The sequence below is a fragment of the Lactococcus muris genome, assembly GCF_042849115.1.
GTDB lineage: Bacteria > Bacillota > Bacilli > Lactobacillales > Streptococcaceae > Lactococcus > Lactococcus muris.
Map to the genome: position 1 here is coordinate 124,706 of NZ_BAAFQO010000003.1, position 17,923 is coordinate 142,628.

Here is a 17,923-nt window from a genome sequence, read left to right on the forward strand (position 1 = left end):
CCTCATTACTATATTAATTATTAGTTTTTCTATCACTACTTATTCTACCAAAAAGCACAAAGCAATGAAAATTATTTAAAAAAATTTTTTTAAAATTAGTAAAAAATCATTGAAATCCCTAAAATATAGTGATAGAATAGTAAAAATATATATTTGGAGGATAAATTTAATGTCAAATTGGGAAACAAAGTTTTTGAAAAAAGGTTACACTTTTGATGATGTATTGTTGATTCCAGCAGAATCACATGTGCTGCCAAATGAGGTGGACATGCGTACCAAATTAGCGAAGAACTTGACATTGAATATTCCGATTATCTCTGCTGCTATGGACACTGTGACAGACAGTAAAATGGCGATTGCAATGGCGCGTCAAGGTGGGCTTGGCGTTATTCATAAAAACATGAGTATTGCTGATCAGGCCGAGGAAGTGCATAAAGTAAAACGCTCAGAGTCGGGCGTTATCACGGATCCATTCTTCTTAACGCCTGAGCATAAGATTGAAGAAGCTGAAAACTTGATGGCTACTTATCGTATTTCTGGTGTACCAATTGTTGAAACATTGGAAAATCGTAAACTTGTGGGTATTTTGACAAACCGTGACCTGCGTTTTGTTTCAAACTACAATCAAGAAATCAAGAATGTTATGACTTCTGAAAACTTGATTACAGCCCCTGTAGGAACTTCTTTGCGTGAAGCTGAGGAAGTTCTTCAAAAGCACAAGATTGAAAAACTGCCATTGGTCGATGAAAGTGGTAAACTTGCAGGCCTAATTACAATCAAGGATATTGAACGTGTGATTGAGTTCCCTAACGCAGCAAAAGATAGCCAAGGTCGTCTCTTGGTTGCAGCAGCGGTTGGCGTAACTTCTGATACTTTTGACCGTGCAGAAGCACTTTTCACAGCAGGAGCAGACGCTATTGTTATTGACACTGCACATGGTCACTCTGCTGGTGTCTTGCGTAAGATTAAGGAAATTCGTGAACACTTCCCAGATCGTACGTTGATTGCAGGAAATATTGCTACCGGTGAAGGTGCACGTGCACTCTTTGAAGCTGGTGTTGATGTCGTTAAAGTTGGTATTGGCCCAGGATCAATCTGTACAACGCGTGTCGTAGCAGGTGTTGGTGTTCCACAGATTACTGCTATCTACGATGCGGCAGCAGTTGCGCGTGAATATGGCAAAACAATCATCGCTGATGGCGGAATCAAATATTCAGGCGACATTGTGAAAGCTTTGGCAGCAGGTGGAGATGCAGTAATGCTTGGTTCAATGCTTGCTGGTACAGACGAATCACCAGGTGAATTCGAAATCTTCCAAGGCCGTAAATTCAAAACGTATCGAGGCATGGGCTCGCTTGCGGCGATGAAGAAAGGTTCAAGTGACCGCTATTTCCAAGGTGCTGTCAATGAAGCAAATAAATTAGTACCAGAGGGTATTGAGGGACGTGTCGCCTATAAAGGAACAGCTACAGACATCATTTTCCAAATGGTTGGTGGCTTGAAATCAGGAATGGGTTATACTGGCGCGGAGAATATTCTTGCCTTACATGAATCTGCACAATTCATCGAAATGTCAGGCGCTGGGTTGAAAGAGTCACATCCGCATGACGTGCAAATCACCAAAGAGGCTCCTAACTATTCAGTACAGTAATTGATAAAAACAGATTTGGTCTGTTTTTATATAGCCTTGCAGTTCTCGAGAGTTTCTGCTTTGGAAAAGATAATCGTATTAACGCTTAAGGAGGATAGGGACACTGTCCTCTTTTTTCCTGTAAAAATGTAATTAATTTACGACAAGGTTTGTGGGGAAGCTATAGAAAGATGATGAACGGTAATCTTTGTATTTGACTGCCTCCTAACGGGAAGCAGAATTTTAGAAAATATGTTAGGATGAGTATGAATAGTTTAGTCATTAGACAATGAATAAGAGAGTCTGTGGGAGAAAGTATGAAAAAATATCAAAAGATTTTAATGCTGGGGACAGTGTTTTTATCCTCTTTACAAGGTGTCGTTGCAGGAGCTAGTGAAATCACTACTCACAGTTCTTTAGAGAGAATAGAGGGAGCTGACGATGGCGGCTCAGTAGAATTGCCAGAGAGTGAAGTTCCCCAATATATGGATGAAAGTCCAGTCAGTAAAGACACGAGTAGTTCTGTTGCAGGAACTGTTCGCTCAGATACTGAAGAAGTTTCAGACAACAGTGGTGAAACTGAGAGAAAGGTTAATGCAACTGAAATTAAGCCAGAGCAACAAGCCGAAGAACGATCTGAGTATAGTTTAGATAGGGGGAAAAATCTACCTAAGATTCCAGTTGACTTAAAAGCATTAGCAGTAAAAAATCCAGGTTCTTCTCCATTTAAAGACATCTCTCACTCTATTTACAAAAATTATATCAACTGGAATTATAGTGTTGGAATTACCACAGGTTACACACCAACTACATATAAACCAGATTATTACGTTACGCGGGGTGAGATGGCCGTATTTCTCCACCGTTTAGCTGGAGCTCCAGACTATACACCTCCATTCAATGTTTATACGGATATCAACCAATATAAAAATCAAATCCTGTGGTTGACAGCAGCAAATATTTCAAATGGTACGATACCACACTATAATCCAAATGGAAATGTAACCCGCGGACAAATGGCGGCCTTCTTACATAGAATGGCAAAAGAATCTGGAAAGGCACCAAAGAACGGGAAGTATGAGTCCCCTTTTCAAGATACGCAAAACAACATGTTTAAAAATGATATAGGTTGGCTATATTCTAAAGAAATCACAACAGGTTATACACCGACCACATTTAGACCAGATGCATCGATTACACGAGGCGAGATGGCAGCGTTCATCTATCGATTTTATAATAAAGTTGCAATAGTAAAACCTCATGTGCCAGTTGCTGATCCGTGGAAATATGTCATTTCACATCGAGGAAGTGCAGAACGTGTGGAACATACATTTGCGGCTTACGACTTAGCAATACAGCAAGGGTCAAAGAATATTGAACAAGATATTGTTGTTTCAAAAGATAAAACTTTATATGTTTCACATGATTTGTCAGCTAAACGCTTGACGGGAGTAGATAGATTATACTCAGATATGACTGATTCTGAAATTTCGAAACTTAGAGTAGCCAATGGAGAACCAATCCACACCCTTCAGTCAGTATTTGAGAGATATGGGAACAAGGTAAACTACATTGTCGAACTTAGAACTGCAGACCAGGCCCTTCCTTTTATGAATATGGTTCGGCAAAATGGTTTAGAAAATAATGTCGTCGCTCAAAGCTTTGCAGAAAATGTTCTACAGAAAATAGAGACTATAGCTCCTAATATTCCTAAAATGCAAATAGTAGAAACTCAAGCAGAGCTTGATAAAGCTTTGAAGTCCCCAGTATCCGATACGATTTGTATGGTCTGGAGCATCATGAACAAGGATAATGTTGATAAGGTGCATAAACAAAATAAAGTTGCGAGTGCTTGGACCTTGAATAGTGAAGCGTATATTAAAAAAGCAATTTCTTTAGGTGTTGATAATTATTTCACAAACTATACAGGTTTAGCTATTCGGTTGGAGAAAGAATATAGATAAGTAAGATATAAAAAGGCATAAACCAGTAGTGTTGAGCTTATGTAAGGAAGCAAATTCAGCTTTTTATCCCTTTTTTCAAGAAATACGTCATTATTTTTTGTCTACGGAGATTTACGATATAAACATAGTGTAAAAGAATTTGACAAACTAAGAAAAATTTGATAGAATGCTAAAAGTGCTCTTTAGGGAGTAAATATGAAAATGAAATGGGGTGAAATCAATGTCAAAAACTATCGTTCGTAAAAATGAATCGCTTGACGACGCTCTCCGCCGTTTCAAACGTTCAGTAACAAAAGCTGGAACTCTTCAAGAGCTCCGCAAACGTGAACACTACGAAAAACCTTCTGTAAAAGCTAAACGCAAGTCAGAAGCTGCACGTAAACGTAAAAAATTCTAATTGAAAATTTTGAGCCTGTCTTTTGAACAGGTTTTTTTCATTTCGTTTTACTTTAGTACATCAGAAGGGAAATATGCAATGTGGAGCACAGCAAGCTGTGTTCTTTTTTTCAAAAATATTGTGACAATGCACTAGTTTTTTCGTACTAATCAGTGTGGTTTATCTAAGGGGAGAGAGAATGATACAGGATTTGGCGAAAAAAATTTTACATCAAGCAGTAGAAGAAAAGGTGCACGATCTTTATTTAATAGCTGTGCGGGGAAGCTACCAACTTTATTTTCGCACAGCAACCGAAAGAAGATTTGAGCAAGATCTATCCCTTGAGCAGGGTCAAGCTCTGATTGCTCATATGAAGTTTGTATCCGGGATGAATCTCGGAGAAAGTAGGCGCACACAGTTAGGCTCTTGTTCTTATATGTTAGGCAGCGGGGAACAGCGTCTGCGTCTGTCCACTGTTGGTGATTTTGAGGGGCAGGAGAGCATGGTCATACGTCTTTTACACCAAAGACAAGTTCAATTAGATTTCTGGCATAATGATATCTTTGAAAATATGATGGGTGGAAGGGGACTTTATCTTTTCTCAGGCCCCGTTGGTTCAGGTAAAACCAGCTTGATGTATAGATGTGCGCGGCAGTATTTTAAAAATCAACAAGTTATTTGCATTGAAGATCCGGTAGAGCTTGTGGAGGAAGAGTTCTTACAGCTTCAAGTGAATAAGGTAATCGGAAATGACTACGATGCTTTAATCAAGCTGTCACTTCGTCATAGACCCGACTTGCTTATTGTTGGAGAAATACGTGACAGTCAGACTGCTAAAGCAGTTTTACGGGCGAGTTTGACAGGTTATACTGTTTTTTCAACGGTTCATGCGCGCTCCATCTCAGGCGTAGTTGCGCGCTTGAAAGAACTGGGTTTAACGGATTGGGAATTGCGTTCCAGTCTTCAAAGAGTAATTTATCAACGATTAATTGCAGGAAAAGGACTGCTTGTTTATGAAAAAAAGAATTTGAAGATTGGCAGCCGGAACTCTGGAATGCGCAGATTGACCAGTTGGTTACAGATGGATTTATCTCACCTGCTACAGCTTCACACGAAAAAATTGAGCCTAGCTAGACAAATTAAACTTATTCAGTTAATGAACAATCTTTTCACGAGCGGTTTTCATATCGGAGAAATTATTGATTTTCTTGAGCGCTCTGGCTTGACGGAAAAGCAGTTTACCTCTCAAATGAGAAGGGGATTATTGAGAGGAAAGAGTCTTTCAGGCATTTTAGATGATCTCAAATTTTCTGGAGATGTTGTGACACAGTTGTCTTTAGCAGAGTCACATGGGAACATTGAACTTACGTTAGGTTTAGTTGAACAGAATCTGACCCGCGTTTTGAACATTCGAAGAAAGTTGATTCAAGTTGCTACTTATCCCTTAATTCTTCTAGTTTTCTTGGCTTTCATCATGTTGGGACTGAAAAATTATTTATTACCCCAACTGGAAGAAAACTCGAGTTTAGCCGTTAAAATTATTCAAAACTTACCTTTACTTTTTTTATCCAGTATATTAATATCCGTTATTTTTTTCTTAATCTGTAAGCTTTATTTTAGAAAAAAGACAGCTTTAGAAAATATGAGAGTGCTTGTGAAACTGCCCATCATAGGGAGTTTTGTACAGCTTTATCTGACTGCTTATTTTTCAAGAGAATGGGGCAACTTGCTTGCTCAGGCAGTGGATTTGCGTCAAATTTGTTTTATCATGCAGGAACAGAAAAGTCGTATTTTCAAAGAGTTTGGTTTAGATCTTCTTTATTCTTTGGACAGCGGGAAAAAGTTTGAAGAAGCATTGAGGGTTCATCCGATATTTACAAAGGAACTATCATTGATTGTTGAGTATGGAGAACTTAAGTCAAAGTTAGGTCAGGAGTTGATCGTTTTTTCCGAAGAAAGCTGGTCCAGATTTTTTGAAAGAATAGAAAGGGCGATGCAACTTATTCAACCTCTGGTTTTTCTGATTGTCGCAGTACTGATTATTTTAATTTATGTCGCAATGTTACTCCCCATATATAATAATATGGGATCTATGATGTAGAAAAGATGGAGATAAGGATGAGAAATAAAACTCTAAAGGCTTTTACTCTGATCGAAATGCTAGTTGTTTTGCTTATTATTAGCGTTTTACTTTTGCTATTCATTCCTAACTTAGCTAAAGAAAAGAAAAATATAGAAAATACAGGTCAGACTGCTGTTGTGAAGGTTGTTGAAAGTCAAGCGGAGCTTTATCAGTTGGATAAGCAAGAGGGACCAAGTTTAGGAAAACTTGTTTCTTCTGGTTTGATTACGCAGAAACAAGCTGACAGCTACAATGACTATTATGCAAAAAATCCTAATGCCAAACGTCATGTACCGAATTAAGGGATTCACTCTTTTAGAAAGTTTGCTGGTTCTTTTCATATGTTCCTTTGTTATTATGGTTTTTGCAGGTTCTGTAAGGCAGGGGATAAGGGTTGCACGTGCTGAGATTTTTGTTTTACAGTTTGAGCGCTTGTATAAGGATACACAGTATCTTGCAAGTCTAAAAGGAGAAAGTCAGACCCTACAGTCTATAAAGGGTTATTTGCGTAGTCGGGAGGAAGAATTAAGGATACCGGAGGAAGTGGAAGTCAATGATTTCTCCATTACTTTTGATAAAAATGCAGGAAATTCAAGTTTACAGAAAATATCCCTCTATTTGCCTTATCAGGAGAAAACAGTATCTTATCAATTGGAAATTGGAAGTGGAAAATATAAGAAAAAAATCTCTTAAAGCCTATATTTTGTTGGAAAGCATGGTAGCCATGACTCTACTCATTTTTTTAGTCACTTTTGTTTTGGATCAAGTTATACAAGTCAAGAAACAAACACATGAAGAAAATAGAAAAATAGAGGCATTAAATGTGGCGCTTATGGCGGTAGATATAGGAGAAGAGCGTTTGAAAATAAATGATGTAGAAGTTTTTATTGAGGAAAGCACTTCAAAAATCGTTGTCTGGGAATCTGGAAAGGTACTTATTACTCTTGAAAAAAAGAAAACTTTCTAGCTTCACACTTTTGGAATCACTCATTGCTTTATTGGTATTATCTGGTACTTTCTTATTGTTTCTAAGTATGACAAGGCTTTTTCATGAAGAAGTGAAACAAGCCACAGTGGATAATACGCAAGACTGGCAATTATTTTGTAACTTGATGCGAGCTGAGCTTGAGGGAACAACATTGGACAGAGTAGAGGGTAACTATCTCTATGTAAATAAAAAAGTTCCTTTGCGCTTTGGTTTATCCTCACGAGGAGATTTTCGAAAAACAAATGCAGATGGCAGAGGTTATCAACCGATAATCCACCATTTGAAAAAAGCAGAGATAAGTCAAAAAGGACAGAAGATAAAAATTGTTCTATTTTTTGAAAAAGGAGGCAGTCGTACATTTTTATACAGATTTTTAGAGGAGTAAAATTGAAAGCGAGTATTTTAGCTTATACTCTTGCTCTTTCACTTATATTTAGCTTACTTTTACAATATTATTTACAAGGAGCCGTCAATGCTAAAAAACAAAGATTGCTGCAACGTGACCGTTTAGAAACTCAACTGAGAGAAAAGCTTGATAAGCGTTTGGAAAATAGAAATTAAAACAAAAATACTTAACTGGTTGACATTATTTCGACTTTATATTATACTAGCTTTATGAAAAAATATACTCTCTTATTACTTATTCCTGTTTTGCTCTTGTTGACAGCCTGTCAAAAAGCAGCAGACAGCAAGCCGCAAATTGTGACAACCTTTGAGCCGATGTATGAGTTCACCAAAGCTATCGTGGGCGATAAAGTTGAGGTTGTCAATATCGTTCCTGCTAACCAAGAAGCGCATGATTTCGAGCCAAGTGCCAAAGATATGACTACTTTGACAAATGCAGATGTTATTGTTTACAATTCGAAAAATCTTGAAACGTGGGCATCTTCTGCGAAAAACAAAGGTATAAAAATAGAGGCCAGTACTCCTGTAGAAAAAATTGGCGACGATCCTCATACATGGGTTAGTCCAAAGTCTGCTCTTCTAGAAGTACGCTATATCGCAGAAGAATTATCTAAAAAATTCCCTGACTATAAGGAAGAGTTCACTAAAAATGCTGACAGCTATATCGATAAGTTGAAAAAAATTGATCAGAGTTTTGATCAGTTAAAAACGGCTAAGAACAAGACATTTATTACACAGCATGAAGCTTTTGCCTACTTGGGGCGTGACTATGGTTTGACACCGGTTGCTATCACAGGGCTTGATCCAGAAATGGAGCCCTCAAGTGCCACATTGATTAAACTGAAAGATGAGATGCAAAAAGCCAATTTAGATACAGTTTATTCAGAGGAAAATTCTAGCAGTAAGCTGGCAGAAACTTTAGCAAGAGAAGCAGGAGCTCGACTACTGCCTATTAACCCAGTTGAGGGACTGACAGACGAACAAAAAAAAGCAGGTGAAAGTTACCTGACAATTATGGAAGAAAATCTAAGATTTTTGAAAGAAACAATTAAATAGGACTTAAGCTTATTTTAAGAAGCTTTCACTATAATAAAGTCCTTCCTAAAAAAATCTTTTCATAAAACTCCTAGAGTCCACTTTTTAAAAGTGGACTTTTTTCATAGATGAAAGTATCACTCGGGGCTGCTATTTCGATGTCTTCTCCAGATAAAGGATGAACAAAACTTATTTTTCCAGCATGAAGCATCATCCGGCTCTTTGTTGAGTAGGGATGATAGAGTGGATCCCCGATAATAGGATGTCCTTCACTCGAGAGATGAACACGTATTTGATGAGTACGCCCAGTATCTAGTGTGCACCGCACCAAAGAGTACTTCTTGCTTTTGTCGAGAGTTTCTATGTGGGTGATGGCTTTTTTACCTCTCTTGCTGGCTACATATTTTTTGCGATTGTGTCGGTCTCTTCCTATATTTTTATGGAGAGTTAAGTTTTTTTCGCTAAAATAACCTTGGACGACTGCATAATAGGAACGGTGAATTTTGTTTTCTTCAAACATTTTACCAATGATGGGCAGGATAAATTGATTTTTGGCAAAGAGAACGGCTCCTGAGGTTTCTTTATCTAAACGGTGTACGACAAATGCTGGGGCGTTGAGATAGGCTGTAACATGATTTTGTAGTGCTAACTCTTGGGGACTATTGCCATGTGTTTTCATACCTTCGGGCTTATTGACGATGATAAGATGTTCGTCTTCATATAAGATATCTGCGAGGCTCGGATCTCCCGGCTCAACAGTAAGGAAATCAAAATCTTCTTGATCGAAAACAAGTGTTACTTTGTCGTTTGGTCCAACAGTTTCCTCCCAACTTGCAAGCAGTCCGTTGATGAAAAGATGCTTTTTCATACGCAAAAGATGTCTTTGCTTGCGGGGCATTGACCATGTGTACTCAAGCAGATGCGAAACACTTTGCTTTTTAATTTTTTTTGGTAAAATTAAACTAAATTTCATATAGAATATTGTAACACAAAGCCTTTTTTGTTAGAATAGGCAAAATATAGAACAAAGGATTTTTTAAATTCATGTCAGAAGAAAATCAAAGTTTTAGCCGACGTGCTAAAAATAAGAAGTCATCCAAAAGTATAGAGAAAAATAATATAGAAGAAAAGGTGATGAAAGAAGCGGAAGTTCCGCTTGAGGACCTTAGGGGTATAAAAAAATATTTAAGAATCATGGCGCCTTATACAGAAAAAATAAGGCAGTTTTTACGTCCGGTCAAACGCTTTTGGAAGAAGTATAACTTAACCAAAATTACCATCATTGCTGTTTTAGTCATGATTTTAGCAATTGGTTCTTACCTTTTTTATTTGGCTAAAACAGCCAATGTTTCAATTTTGCAAAAATCAATTGATGCTCAAACACAAATTGTAGATAAAAATGGGGATGAGGCTGGTCTTCTTTATGGCAGTAAGGGGACAACGGTTAAGTTTGAGCAAATCAGTGACAATATCAAAAATGCTGTTGTGGCGACAGAGGATCGCACATTCTATGAAAATCATGGGGTAAATCTCAGTCGCTTTGCCTTAGCTACCTTTACTTTTGGGAAGTTTGGTGGTGGTTCAACAATTACCCAGCAGCTAGCCAAAAATGCCTATCTTACCCAGAAACAAACCATTGACCGTAAAGCGCGTGAGTTTTTCTTAGCTTTAGAAATCAATAAACATTACAACAAGCAAGAGATTCTTGCAATGTACTTGAATAACGCTTATTTTGGTAACGGTGTTTGGGGCATTGAAGATGCGAGTAGGAAATACTTTGGTGTTTCTGCAAATCAGGTCACAGTAGATGAGGCGGCAACCCTTGCTGGTATGCTTAAAGGTCCGGAAATTTATAATCCGCTTTATCAGGACGGAAAATACGCAACGCCGCGACGTAATACTGTCTTACAAAATATGGTAAGTGCGGGCTATCTGAAACAAGCCGAAGCGGATAGTTATGCTTCGATTGATCTCAAATCGAAGCTTAAAGATACTTATGTTCCTCAGTCAGCAGCATACAAATATCCAAGTTACTTCAATGCTGTAATCTCTGAAGCAGAACGTAAATATGGTCTCAGCCTTCAAGATATCATGAATGATGGCTATAAGATTTATACGACTTTAGATCAGAATAAGCAGGCAGGGATGCAGGTTACTTATGATAATCCCGCTCTTTTCCCTCAAGCTGCCGATGGCACCCATGCACAGTCAGGCGCTGTTGCGATAAATCCAAAGACTGGAGGTGTCGAAGCGCTTGTTGGTAATGTTACATCTGAGAATCATAATAGCTTTTTTGACTTCAACTACGCGACACAGTCTAGACGCTCTACGGGATCAGTTATCAAACCTCTCATTGCTTATCTTCCTGCTGTTCAGGCAGGCTGGGCAATTGACAAAAGTTTGGAGGATAAGCCTACAACTTATCCGCCAGACAACTGGAAACCGCAAAATTACAGTGGTGAATATTTGGGCACTGTTCCTATGTATCAGGCTCTGGCTAACTCCTATAATATTCCAGCGATTAACACTTATCGGGATATCACACCTGAAAAAGGTAATGCTGTGGGCCGGGAATTTGGTCTGAATCTTAAGAAGGAAAATGAAAATAATACTTTATCCACAGTCCTTGGCTCTGGTGTTGAAACGAACCCTTGGGAAATGGCCCAAGCCTATGCAACATTTGCAAATGATGGAGTAATGAACAGTGCACATTTGATTACCAAAATCGAAAATGCAGCTGGCGATACAATTGCTACAGCTAATGTTACGCAAAAGCGTATTATGACTAAAGAAGTGGCAGAAAAGATGAACGCAATGATGTTGGGGACATTTACGAACGGTTCGGCTTGGAATGCAGCTCCTGCTAGTTATGCTATGGCGGGTAAAACGGGGACCAACAATACAACAGACCAATGGGTTGTCGGCTATACACCAGACATTGCGATTGCGCTTTGGATTGGCTTCCCAAATGAAACGAATGAGCAACAACAATTGCAGGGAACATCTGAAGGACAACCCTCTGTAATTTTCCGGAATATAGCAAGTTATCTGTTGCCTTATACGGCGGGGACGGCGTTCACAGCTGAAAATGCCTATGCTATGCATAACATTGCTCCTATTACTCCAGCCTGGACAGCACTCCGTGACCAGCAAGATGCGATTGTTTATCAAGAGCAAAGTGCGCAAAATACGACAGGAAATATACCGAAAAGTGAATCTTCTAGCAGTGCTTCCTCAGGTACAGGCAGTGGATTTGATTTCCAAAAAACAGTTGATGATGCAAAAAATGCCGCTAAAAATATTTGGGACAATATTACTGGATTTTTCAATAGGTAAAATGTTCTAAAAAATTACTAAAAGTGGTAGAATAGAGATAGTGCATAAGTTTAGAAAAAAAGTCATGCCACGGCTTTTTTTCTTACAAAAATGTGAGCCAAAAGTTAATCTAAACAGGGTAAAATAAGTAGTGAAATTAAAATTTATTTTTTAGAGGGAGGACAGTGGTGGAAGCAAAAAAACGTTTTGTTAGTGGTTTCAATGGCTTACGTACCTTAGGGGTTTTTGCTGTCATTTTATATCATCTTTATCCACAAAAAATTCAGGGTGGCTTTTTAGGCGTTGTCCTCTTCTTTGTCCTCTCTGGCTATTTGGTGACGGATTCATTGCTAAGAGAGTTTAAGGAGACTAAAAAGATAAGCCCTCTTAACTTTTGGAAAAAAAGAATGAAGCGTATTTACCCCATGCTTTTAGCTGTCTTTCTGATTGTCTCTCCTTATCTGTTGTTCTTCCAGAACAATCAGATGAAAGGCTTGCGGTCAAATTTCTTGTCAAGTGTTTTTATGGTTCAGAACTGGTGGCAAATCCAACAAGGTTCGTCTTATTTTGCGGATGCGGCAGGTGAGTCACCTTTTAAACACATATATTATCTCGCGATTGAGGGACAATTCTTTCTTTTTTGGCCACTTATAGTCATTTTTTTGGTGAAAATTATTCGCAGTAAGAAACATAGTTTTTTATTGCTTAACTTTTTAGCAATAATCTCATTAATTTTGATGATTGCTCAGTATAAGGTTGGCCAAGACCCAACACGTGTTTACTATGGAACAGATACGAGGGTCTTTAGCCTTTTCATGGGAGCGAGTCTGGCTTTCATCTGGCCACTGAACAAAAGTCATGCTAATTTGAACAAGAGAGGGCAAGTATTTGGTCGCAATCTATTATTAGGTGTCCTTGCCCTTACGTTGCTCTTATATATCTTTATGCCAGCGCAAAGTCCACTTACATACTATGGTGGCCTCTGGTTTGTTAGTCTCTTGTCAATGCTCTTAATTGCCTTAGTTGTGCATCCAGGGTTGAAAGCGAACAGAATATTTTCGAATAGAGTTTTTGATTATATCGGCTCGCGTTCCTATGGCATTTATTTATGGCAGTTACCAGTATTTGCTCTGGCTGCTGCAAAAATTATTAATCCTACAAGCTGGTACAATGTTATCTGGCAGTTGTTTCTAGTTTTTGCTTTGTCTGAACTCTCTTATCGTTTTATTGAAGGTCCGCTCGTGGCTTACGATTATAGCAAATTATGGCCATGGATTAAATCAAAGGCAGAAGACATTAAGCAAGATAAATGGCGAGCATTACCCAAAAAAGTACTCGCAGTTGTCATCTTGGTAAGCACTTCTTTGATTATCATCTTAACCTCTCCCAAGTCTCCACATGATCAACAAGTCTTAGAAGCCAAGATTATGGAACAGCAAAAAGCTCTTGAAGAGGCTAACTTGAAAGCTGCAAATGCGCGTGTCAGTGCCCCTCTTAAAAGTATTGCTGAAAAATACGGTGTTGATCCCGTGGTTGCAGAAAAAGCAAGTAAAATGCAAATTTTTGCAGTTGGAGATTCTGTCATGGTGGCAGGTTCAACAGATCTTCAAGAGGCCTTTCCAAGAATGACGATTAAAGCCGTCGTAGGGGAACAAGTAGATTCTGGTGCGACGATTTTAGCAGAGAATAAGGAGGCTGTTCAAAAGGCAGATGCTATTTTGATTGGTTTAGGCACAAATGGAACACTAACTATTGGGAATACGAATTATGTTGAAAAGATTATGCAAGAAGTTGGTGACAAACCTGTTTACTGGATCAATAATCTCATGCCCCGTCCTTGGGAAAAGAGTAATAATAGTCAGTTAAAGGAAATGGCTAAAAAGTATCCCAATTTGACAATTATTGATTGGCACGGTCTTTCGGAAAACCAAAGCTCATGGTTCTATAGTGACGGTATCCATCCAAAAGATCAAGGTGCGATAAACTATACACGCTTGATTTTGGAAAGTATGGCGAAAAAATAGAGAGATTTGAATTTTTTTCGGAGTTCTGCTAAAATAATAGCATGTTAAAAAAAGCGGGATTGGCATGCACTGTCTGTGGCTCGAGAAATTACTCTCTACAACTGTCCAGGACAGCAAAAGAAAAACGCATTGAAGTCAAAAAGTTTTGCTCACGATGTGGCAAACATACTTTGCATAAAGAAACGAGATAAAGTAAATGTTTAAATTTATTGGTAGTGTTGTCAAAGAAATGAAGTTAACAACGTGGCCGACACGTAAACAGTCTGTTATTGATTTTTTCATGGTTATTGAATATACTGTTTTTTTCCTCATCTTTTTGATGATTTTCGACTGGGTAACGCAAAATGGTATTACAAGTGCTGTACAGTACCTACTTCCATTTGTACGTAATTAGTGATATAATGAAGGAAGAGGCGAGAGCCTTTTTCTTATACAATCCGTTCAGACTATGAACTTACAAATTTGAAAATAAATAATAAAGAGGTACTCAAATGGACGAAAGTACATTGACAAGTTTTGACCAAGGCTGGTTTGTTATCCAAACTTACTCTGGTTACGAAAAAAAAGTTAAAGAAGATTTGCTTGAGCGTGCAGAACTTTATAACATGGCGGACAAAATTCTTCGCGTTGAGATTCCAACAGAAACGGTTCGCACAGAAGTGAACGGTAAGATGAAAGATGTTGAAGAAAATTTGTTCCCGGGTTATGTTTTAGTGGAAATGAACATGACAGACGAAGCTTGGTTTATCGTTCGTAATACACCGAATGTTACAGGGTTTGTAGGTTCACACGGTAACCGTTCAAAGCCAACGCCGCTTTTTGAAGAAGAAATTCAAGAAATCCTTATTGGTATGGGCAAAGTTGTGCGTGAGATTGACTTTGATATTTTTGTTGGTAAGCGTGTGCGCATTATTGATGGCGCTTTCTCAGGATTTGAAGCACCTATTACTGAAGTTTTAGGCGATGATAAGATTAAAGTTATGGTAGACATGTTTGGACGTGAAACACCAGTAGAACTTGATTTGCATCAAATTGAAGAAGTCAAAGGATAAAAATAAGAGCGTATCTCTAAGAGTGCGCTCTTATTTACCCTAAATATGAAATCAACAAAAGAAATCTTAAAATTTGCACTCCCAGCCGTTATCGAAAACTTTTTACAAATGTTGATGGGGCTTAGCGATACATTTTTAGTCACGCGACTTGGTCTTGCAGCTGTAGCAGGGGTTTCGCTGGCAAATAACATTATTACTGTTTATCAGGCGATATTCATTGCTTTAGGTACGATATTATCAAGTGTTCTTGCTCGAAAAATGACGGGACACATGCTTAACGCAGGTGTGAAACTTACCGTGTTATTAGGCGGTCTCATTGGAATATTAACGGCAATATTCACTCAGGACTTGGTTCATTTTTTTGGTGGGCGTGGCGAAGTAGCTGCTTTAGGTCAGACTTACTTGCTTTTAGTTGGGGGAACAATTGTTCTTTTAGCATTGATGACAAGTTTTGGAGCAATTATCAGAGCAAATGGAGATACCCGGACGCCAATGTATGCCAGTTTTTTTGCCAACATCTTCAACCTCCTTCTTTCGGCTGTATTGATATTTGGCCTCCATATGGGAATTGTCGGAGTAGCCTTGGGAACGATAGCCTCAAGAGCTTTGGCTCTCCTTTATTTATGGAAAAAATTGAAAGAGAAAAATTTAAAGCCGACAAAAACTTTTTTCACAGAAAAAATCAGCAAGGAATTGATTTTTTTGACAATCCCAGCTGCGGGAGAGCGTTTGGCTATGCGTGTAGGGGATCTAGTAATTATGGTTTTGATTATTACTTTAGGCAACCCTGTATTTGCAGGTAACGCCATCGGTGAGAGTATCACACAGTTTAACTATATGCCTGCCTTTGGTTTAGCCACTGTTACCGTAATTTTAGTTGCTCAAGAGTGGGGGCAAAAAAATATCGAAGCCATTCGCTCTTATATCACAAAGACTTATTGGCTGGCAAGCAGTATGATGTTTGCTATTGGTTTATTTCTATTTTTAGCCTCCTCATTCTTGAGTCGACTTTTCACTTCAGATACAACGGCTCTTGCAGCCAGTCACACAGTTATCCTTTTTTCCTTCTTAGCAACATTTTTTGTGACGGGAACGACAACTTATACAGCAGCTTTTCAAGGAATAGGAAATGCAAAGCTTCCCTTATATACAACAATTGTAGGAATGCTCGTCATTCGTGTGGGCCTTGGGTACGTTCTCAGTCAAATTTTTGCATTTGGGCTGGAGGGGATATGGTTTGCTGTTCTTGCAGACAACTTTTTCAGATTTGTTTTTATGAAACTACGTTTTCAGAGAACAATGCAGCACTATCTTAACATCTAAAAAGTCATCCCGTTTAGTTTTGGATGACTTTTTAGATGTTATAAAATTATTTTGAAAGTTCTTTTTCTTTTAAGAGATCACGGATTTCGCGTAATGTCTCCAGTTCTTCGTTGACTGCAGGAGTATCCTCGGCAGCTTTTTTAGGAAAGAGCTTGTTGATTGCCTTAACGATAATGAAGACAATAAAGGCAGTAATCAAAAAGTTCAACACATCATTTAAGAAAGCACCGTATGCAAAAGTTGCGCCAGCAACTTTGACTGACATGTGGGTTAGGGCTCCATCTTGAACAAAGAGTCCGATAAGAGGATTGATGAGATTGTTAACCAAAGAAGAAACGATGGCTGTGAAGGCTGCACCGATGATAACACCGACAGCTAAGTCTAGAACATTCCCACGTAAAATAAATTCTTTGAATTCTTTAATCATAAGTTCTCCTATTATTATATGTATATATTGTTATTATATAGTATTTCTAAAGCGATGTGAATTATTTTGTCGCAAAATTTAATCCGGATAGGTTATCTTGCCCAGCTATGCAGCAGAAAGGAAATAATTTACAAAAAAATTATTTATACTCTTGACAAGACAGGTGTGCTTTGATAGAATGGATAGGTGCTGTAAAAATTGCAGTATTAGCGATGAAGCGAGAGGTTGCGACACACCCGAAAGTATTGCCATACTTCGGTGTCGGTTTTCCCGCTGAGCTAGCCTATTAACAAATAGACGAAGGAGAAAAAATGGCAACTAAAAAAATCCGTATCCGCCTCAAAGCATACGAACATCGTATCCTTGACGCTGCTGCTGAAAAAATTGTAGAAACTGCAAAACGTACAAACGCAGAAGTAAGTGGTCCAATCCCACTTCCAACTGACCGTAGCGTCTACACAGTTATTCGCGCGACTCACAAATACAAAGACTCACGCGAACAGTTTGAAATGCGTACACACAAACGTTTGATTGATATCATTGAACCAACACAAAAAACAGTTGATTCATTGATGAAACTTGATCTTCCAAGTGGCGTAAACATCGAAATTAAATTATAAGAAAGGTAATTCTCATGTCAAAAGGAATCTTAGGGAAAAAAGTGGGAATGACTCAAATCTTCACAGAAAACGGTGAATTAATTCCCGTAACTGTGATCGAAGCAACTCCGAACGTAGTACTTCAAACAAAAACTGTCGCTACAGACGGTTACGAAGCTGTTCAAGTTGGTTTCGATGACAAACGTGAAGTTTTGTCTAACAAACCTGCCAAAGGTCATGTAGCTAAAGCTAACACAGCTCCTAAGCGCTTCATTCGTGAATTCAAAGGAATCGAAGGCTTAGAAGTTGGCTCAGAAATTAAAGTTGATACTTTCGAAGCTGGAGATGTCGTTGATGTTACCGGTATTTCTAAAGGTAAAGGTTTCCAAGGACCAATCAAACGTTGGGGACAATCACGCGGGCCAATGGCTCACGGGTCACGTTACCACCGTCGTCCTGGTTCAATGGGACCTGTTGCAGCGAACAGAGTTCCTAAAGGCAAACGCCTTGCTGGACGTATGGGTAATAAGAAAGTTACTGTACAAAACCTTGTTATCGCTCAAGTGCTTCCAGAACAAAACGTTATCCTTATCAAAGGTAACGTACCTGGAGCTAAAAAATCATTGATCGTTATCAAATCAGCGATCAAATCTAAATAATAAG

Annotated in this window: 19 protein-coding genes and 2 pseudogenes; 19 read left to right on the forward strand and 2 right to left on the reverse strand. The window is 38.5% G+C overall.

Translation table 11 applies throughout. The features are described 5' to 3' along the window. The first annotated feature begins 169 nt into the window (after window positions 1-169). The 11 genes and pseudogenes from guaB to ACGHCK_RS03075 all read left to right on the forward strand — a co-directional run bounded on the left by guaB (window position 170) and on the right by ACGHCK_RS03075 (window position 8,541). On the forward strand, window positions 170-1,651 hold the full coding sequence (guaB, locus tag ACGHCK_RS03025; protein WP_202229704.1) for an IMP dehydrogenase: 1,482 nt from the start codon (window positions 170-172) through the stop codon (window positions 1,649-1,651). 296 nt (window positions 1,652-1,947) lie between these two features. Beyond that, a complete protein-coding gene (locus ACGHCK_RS03030; RefSeq protein WP_251420311.1) occupies window positions 1,948-3,594 on the forward strand; it encodes a glycerophosphodiester phosphodiesterase family protein in 1,647 nt (548 codons plus the stop codon). Window positions 3,595-3,814: 220 nt separating this feature from the next. Continuing rightward, window positions 3,815-3,991, forward strand: a complete 177-nt coding sequence (gene rpsU / locus ACGHCK_RS03035) for a 30S ribosomal protein S21 (protein WP_003134539.1) — start codon at window positions 3,815-3,817, stop codon at window positions 3,989-3,991. A gap of 178 nt (window positions 3,992-4,169) precedes the next feature. Next, window positions 4,170-5,104: pseudogene (gene comGA, locus ACGHCK_RS03040) on the forward strand (competence type IV pilus ATPase ComGA). A gap of 10 nt (window positions 5,105-5,114) precedes the next feature. Then, window positions 5,115-6,071: pseudogene (gene comGB, locus ACGHCK_RS03045) on the forward strand (competence type IV pilus assembly protein ComGB); the annotation flags it as partial. 17 nt (window positions 6,072-6,088) lie between these two features. Continuing rightward, entirely contained in the window at window positions 6,089-6,394 is a 306-nt protein-coding gene (comGC, locus tag ACGHCK_RS03050; RefSeq protein ID WP_394304467.1) for a competence type IV pilus major pilin ComGC, read from the forward strand. After that, complete coding sequence (gene comGD, locus ACGHCK_RS03055) at window positions 6,354-6,785, forward strand: competence type IV pilus minor pilin ComGD (RefSeq protein WP_237459868.1); 432 nt, start codon at window positions 6,354-6,356, stop codon at window positions 6,783-6,785. Before comGC ends, comGD begins: the two co-directional genes overlap by 41 nt. Next, window positions 6,757-7,059 carry a competence type IV pilus minor pilin ComGE gene (gene comGE, locus ACGHCK_RS03060; protein WP_251420309.1) on the forward strand — a complete coding sequence of 101 codons (303 nt, stop codon included), beginning with the start codon at window positions 6,757-6,759 and terminating at the stop codon, window positions 7,057-7,059. The genes comGD and comGE overlap by 29 nt, the downstream gene beginning before the upstream one ends. Then, a complete protein-coding gene (gene comGF / locus ACGHCK_RS03065) occupies window positions 7,037-7,465 on the forward strand; it encodes a competence type IV pilus minor pilin ComGF (RefSeq protein ID WP_237459870.1) in 429 nt (142 codons plus the stop codon). Before comGE ends, comGF begins: the two co-directional genes overlap by 23 nt. 2 nt (window positions 7,466-7,467) lie before the next feature. After that, window positions 7,468-7,641: a hypothetical protein gene (locus tag ACGHCK_RS03070; RefSeq protein ID WP_202229764.1), complete on the forward strand. Its 174-nt coding sequence runs from the start codon at window positions 7,468-7,470 to the stop codon at window positions 7,639-7,641. A 54-nt stretch (window positions 7,642-7,695) separates the two neighbouring features. Beyond that, window positions 7,696-8,541 (forward strand): metal ABC transporter solute-binding protein, Zn/Mn family, encoded by an 846-nt coding sequence (locus tag ACGHCK_RS03075; protein WP_202229714.1) that lies wholly within the window; start codon window positions 7,696-7,698, stop codon window positions 8,539-8,541. A 70-nt stretch (window positions 8,542-8,611) separates the two neighbouring features. Here ACGHCK_RS03075 and ACGHCK_RS03080 read toward each other — a convergent pair whose 3' ends face one another. Beyond that, on the reverse strand, window positions 8,612-9,493 hold the full coding sequence (locus ACGHCK_RS03080; RefSeq protein ID WP_202229716.1) for an RluA family pseudouridine synthase: 882 nt from the start codon (window positions 9,491-9,493) through the stop codon (window positions 8,612-8,614). 71 nt (window positions 9,494-9,564) lie between these two features. Here ACGHCK_RS03080 and ACGHCK_RS03085 point away from each other — a divergent pair, with 71 nt between their 5' ends. The 6 genes from ACGHCK_RS03085 (at window position 9,565) to ACGHCK_RS03110 (ending at window position 16,234) form a co-directional block, all read left to right on the forward strand. After that, a complete protein-coding gene (locus tag ACGHCK_RS03085; RefSeq protein WP_271327892.1) occupies window positions 9,565-11,856 on the forward strand; it encodes a PBP1A family penicillin-binding protein in 2,292 nt (763 codons plus the stop codon). A gap of 167 nt (window positions 11,857-12,023) precedes the next feature. Further along, complete coding sequence (locus ACGHCK_RS03090) at window positions 12,024-13,859, forward strand: acyltransferase family protein (protein ID WP_251420303.1); 1,836 nt, start codon at window positions 12,024-12,026, stop codon at window positions 13,857-13,859. Between the two features lie 41 nt (window positions 13,860-13,900). Further along, window positions 13,901-14,050, forward strand: a complete 150-nt coding sequence (gene rpmG, locus ACGHCK_RS03095) for a 50S ribosomal protein L33 (RefSeq protein ID WP_202229722.1) — start codon at window positions 13,901-13,903, stop codon at window positions 14,048-14,050. Between the two features lie 5 nt (window positions 14,051-14,055). Then, complete coding sequence (secE, locus tag ACGHCK_RS03100; RefSeq protein ID WP_202229724.1) at window positions 14,056-14,253, forward strand: preprotein translocase subunit SecE; 198 nt, start codon at window positions 14,056-14,058, stop codon at window positions 14,251-14,253. 112 nt (window positions 14,254-14,365) lie between these two features. Beyond that, window positions 14,366-14,911, forward strand: coding sequence for a transcription termination/antitermination protein NusG (gene nusG, locus ACGHCK_RS03105; protein WP_277612219.1), 546 nt, complete (start codon window positions 14,366-14,368; stop codon window positions 14,909-14,911). A gap of 45 nt (window positions 14,912-14,956) precedes the next feature. Beyond that, on the forward strand, window positions 14,957-16,234 hold the full coding sequence (locus ACGHCK_RS03110; RefSeq protein WP_251420302.1) for an MATE family efflux transporter: 1,278 nt from the start codon (window positions 14,957-14,959) through the stop codon (window positions 16,232-16,234). A 46-nt stretch (window positions 16,235-16,280) separates the two neighbouring features. Here the strand turns inward: ACGHCK_RS03110 and mscL are convergent, their stop codons facing one another. Next, on the reverse strand, window positions 16,281-16,661 hold the full coding sequence (mscL, locus tag ACGHCK_RS03115) for a large-conductance mechanosensitive channel protein MscL (protein WP_202229730.1): 381 nt from the start codon (window positions 16,659-16,661) through the stop codon (window positions 16,281-16,283). Between the two features lie 311 nt (window positions 16,662-16,972). Between mscL and rpsJ the strand changes: the two genes are divergently transcribed. Together rpsJ and rplC are read left to right on the forward strand one after the other, a co-directional pair. Next, window positions 16,973-17,281 (forward strand): 30S ribosomal protein S10, encoded by a 309-nt coding sequence (rpsJ, locus tag ACGHCK_RS03120; protein ID WP_003129973.1) that lies wholly within the window; start codon window positions 16,973-16,975, stop codon window positions 17,279-17,281. Between the two features lie 14 nt (window positions 17,282-17,295). Beyond that, entirely contained in the window at window positions 17,296-17,919 is a 624-nt protein-coding gene (rplC, locus tag ACGHCK_RS03125; RefSeq protein WP_202229732.1) for a 50S ribosomal protein L3, read from the forward strand. Window positions 17,920-17,923: the final 4 nt, after the last annotated feature.

Bases quoted from the DNA above. Each gene is read 5' to 3' on its own strand.
- ACGHCK_RS03085 (WP_271327892.1), top strand. From the start codon at position 9,565: ATGTCAGAAGAAAATCAAAGTTTTAGCCGACGTGCTAAAAATAAGAAG.
- comGD (WP_237459868.1), top strand. From the start codon at position 6,354: ATGCAAAAAATCCTAATGCCAAACGTCATGTACCGAATTAAGGGATTC.
- mscL (WP_202229730.1), bottom strand. From the start codon at position 16,661: ATGATTAAAGAATTCAAAGAATTTATTTTACGTGGGAATGTTCTAGAC.
- ACGHCK_RS03030 (WP_251420311.1), top strand. From the start codon at position 1,948: ATGAAAAAATATCAAAAGATTTTAATGCTGGGGACAGTGTTTTTATCC.
- rplC (WP_202229732.1), top strand. From the start codon at position 17,296: ATGTCAAAAGGAATCTTAGGGAAAAAAGTGGGAATGACTCAAATCTTC.
- comGC (WP_394304467.1), top strand. From the start codon at position 6,089: ATGAGAAATAAAACTCTAAAGGCTTTTACTCTGATCGAAATGCTAGTT.
- ACGHCK_RS03080 (WP_202229716.1), bottom strand. From the start codon at position 9,493: ATGAAATTTAGTTTAATTTTACCAAAAAAAATTAAAAAGCAAAGTGTT.
- ACGHCK_RS03075 (WP_202229714.1), top strand. From the start codon at position 7,696: ATGAAAAAATATACTCTCTTATTACTTATTCCTGTTTTGCTCTTGTTG.
- ACGHCK_RS03110 (WP_251420302.1), top strand. From the start codon at position 14,957: ATGAAATCAACAAAAGAAATCTTAAAATTTGCACTCCCAGCCGTTATC.
- rpsJ (WP_003129973.1), top strand. From the start codon at position 16,973: ATGGCAACTAAAAAAATCCGTATCCGCCTCAAAGCATACGAACATCGT.
- guaB (WP_202229704.1), top strand. From the start codon at position 170: ATGTCAAATTGGGAAACAAAGTTTTTGAAAAAAGGTTACACTTTTGAT.
- rpmG (WP_202229722.1), top strand. From the start codon at position 13,901: ATGTTAAAAAAAGCGGGATTGGCATGCACTGTCTGTGGCTCGAGAAAT.
- secE (WP_202229724.1), top strand. From the start codon at position 14,056: ATGTTTAAATTTATTGGTAGTGTTGTCAAAGAAATGAAGTTAACAACG.
- rpsU (WP_003134539.1), top strand. From the start codon at position 3,815: ATGTCAAAAACTATCGTTCGTAAAAATGAATCGCTTGACGACGCTCTC.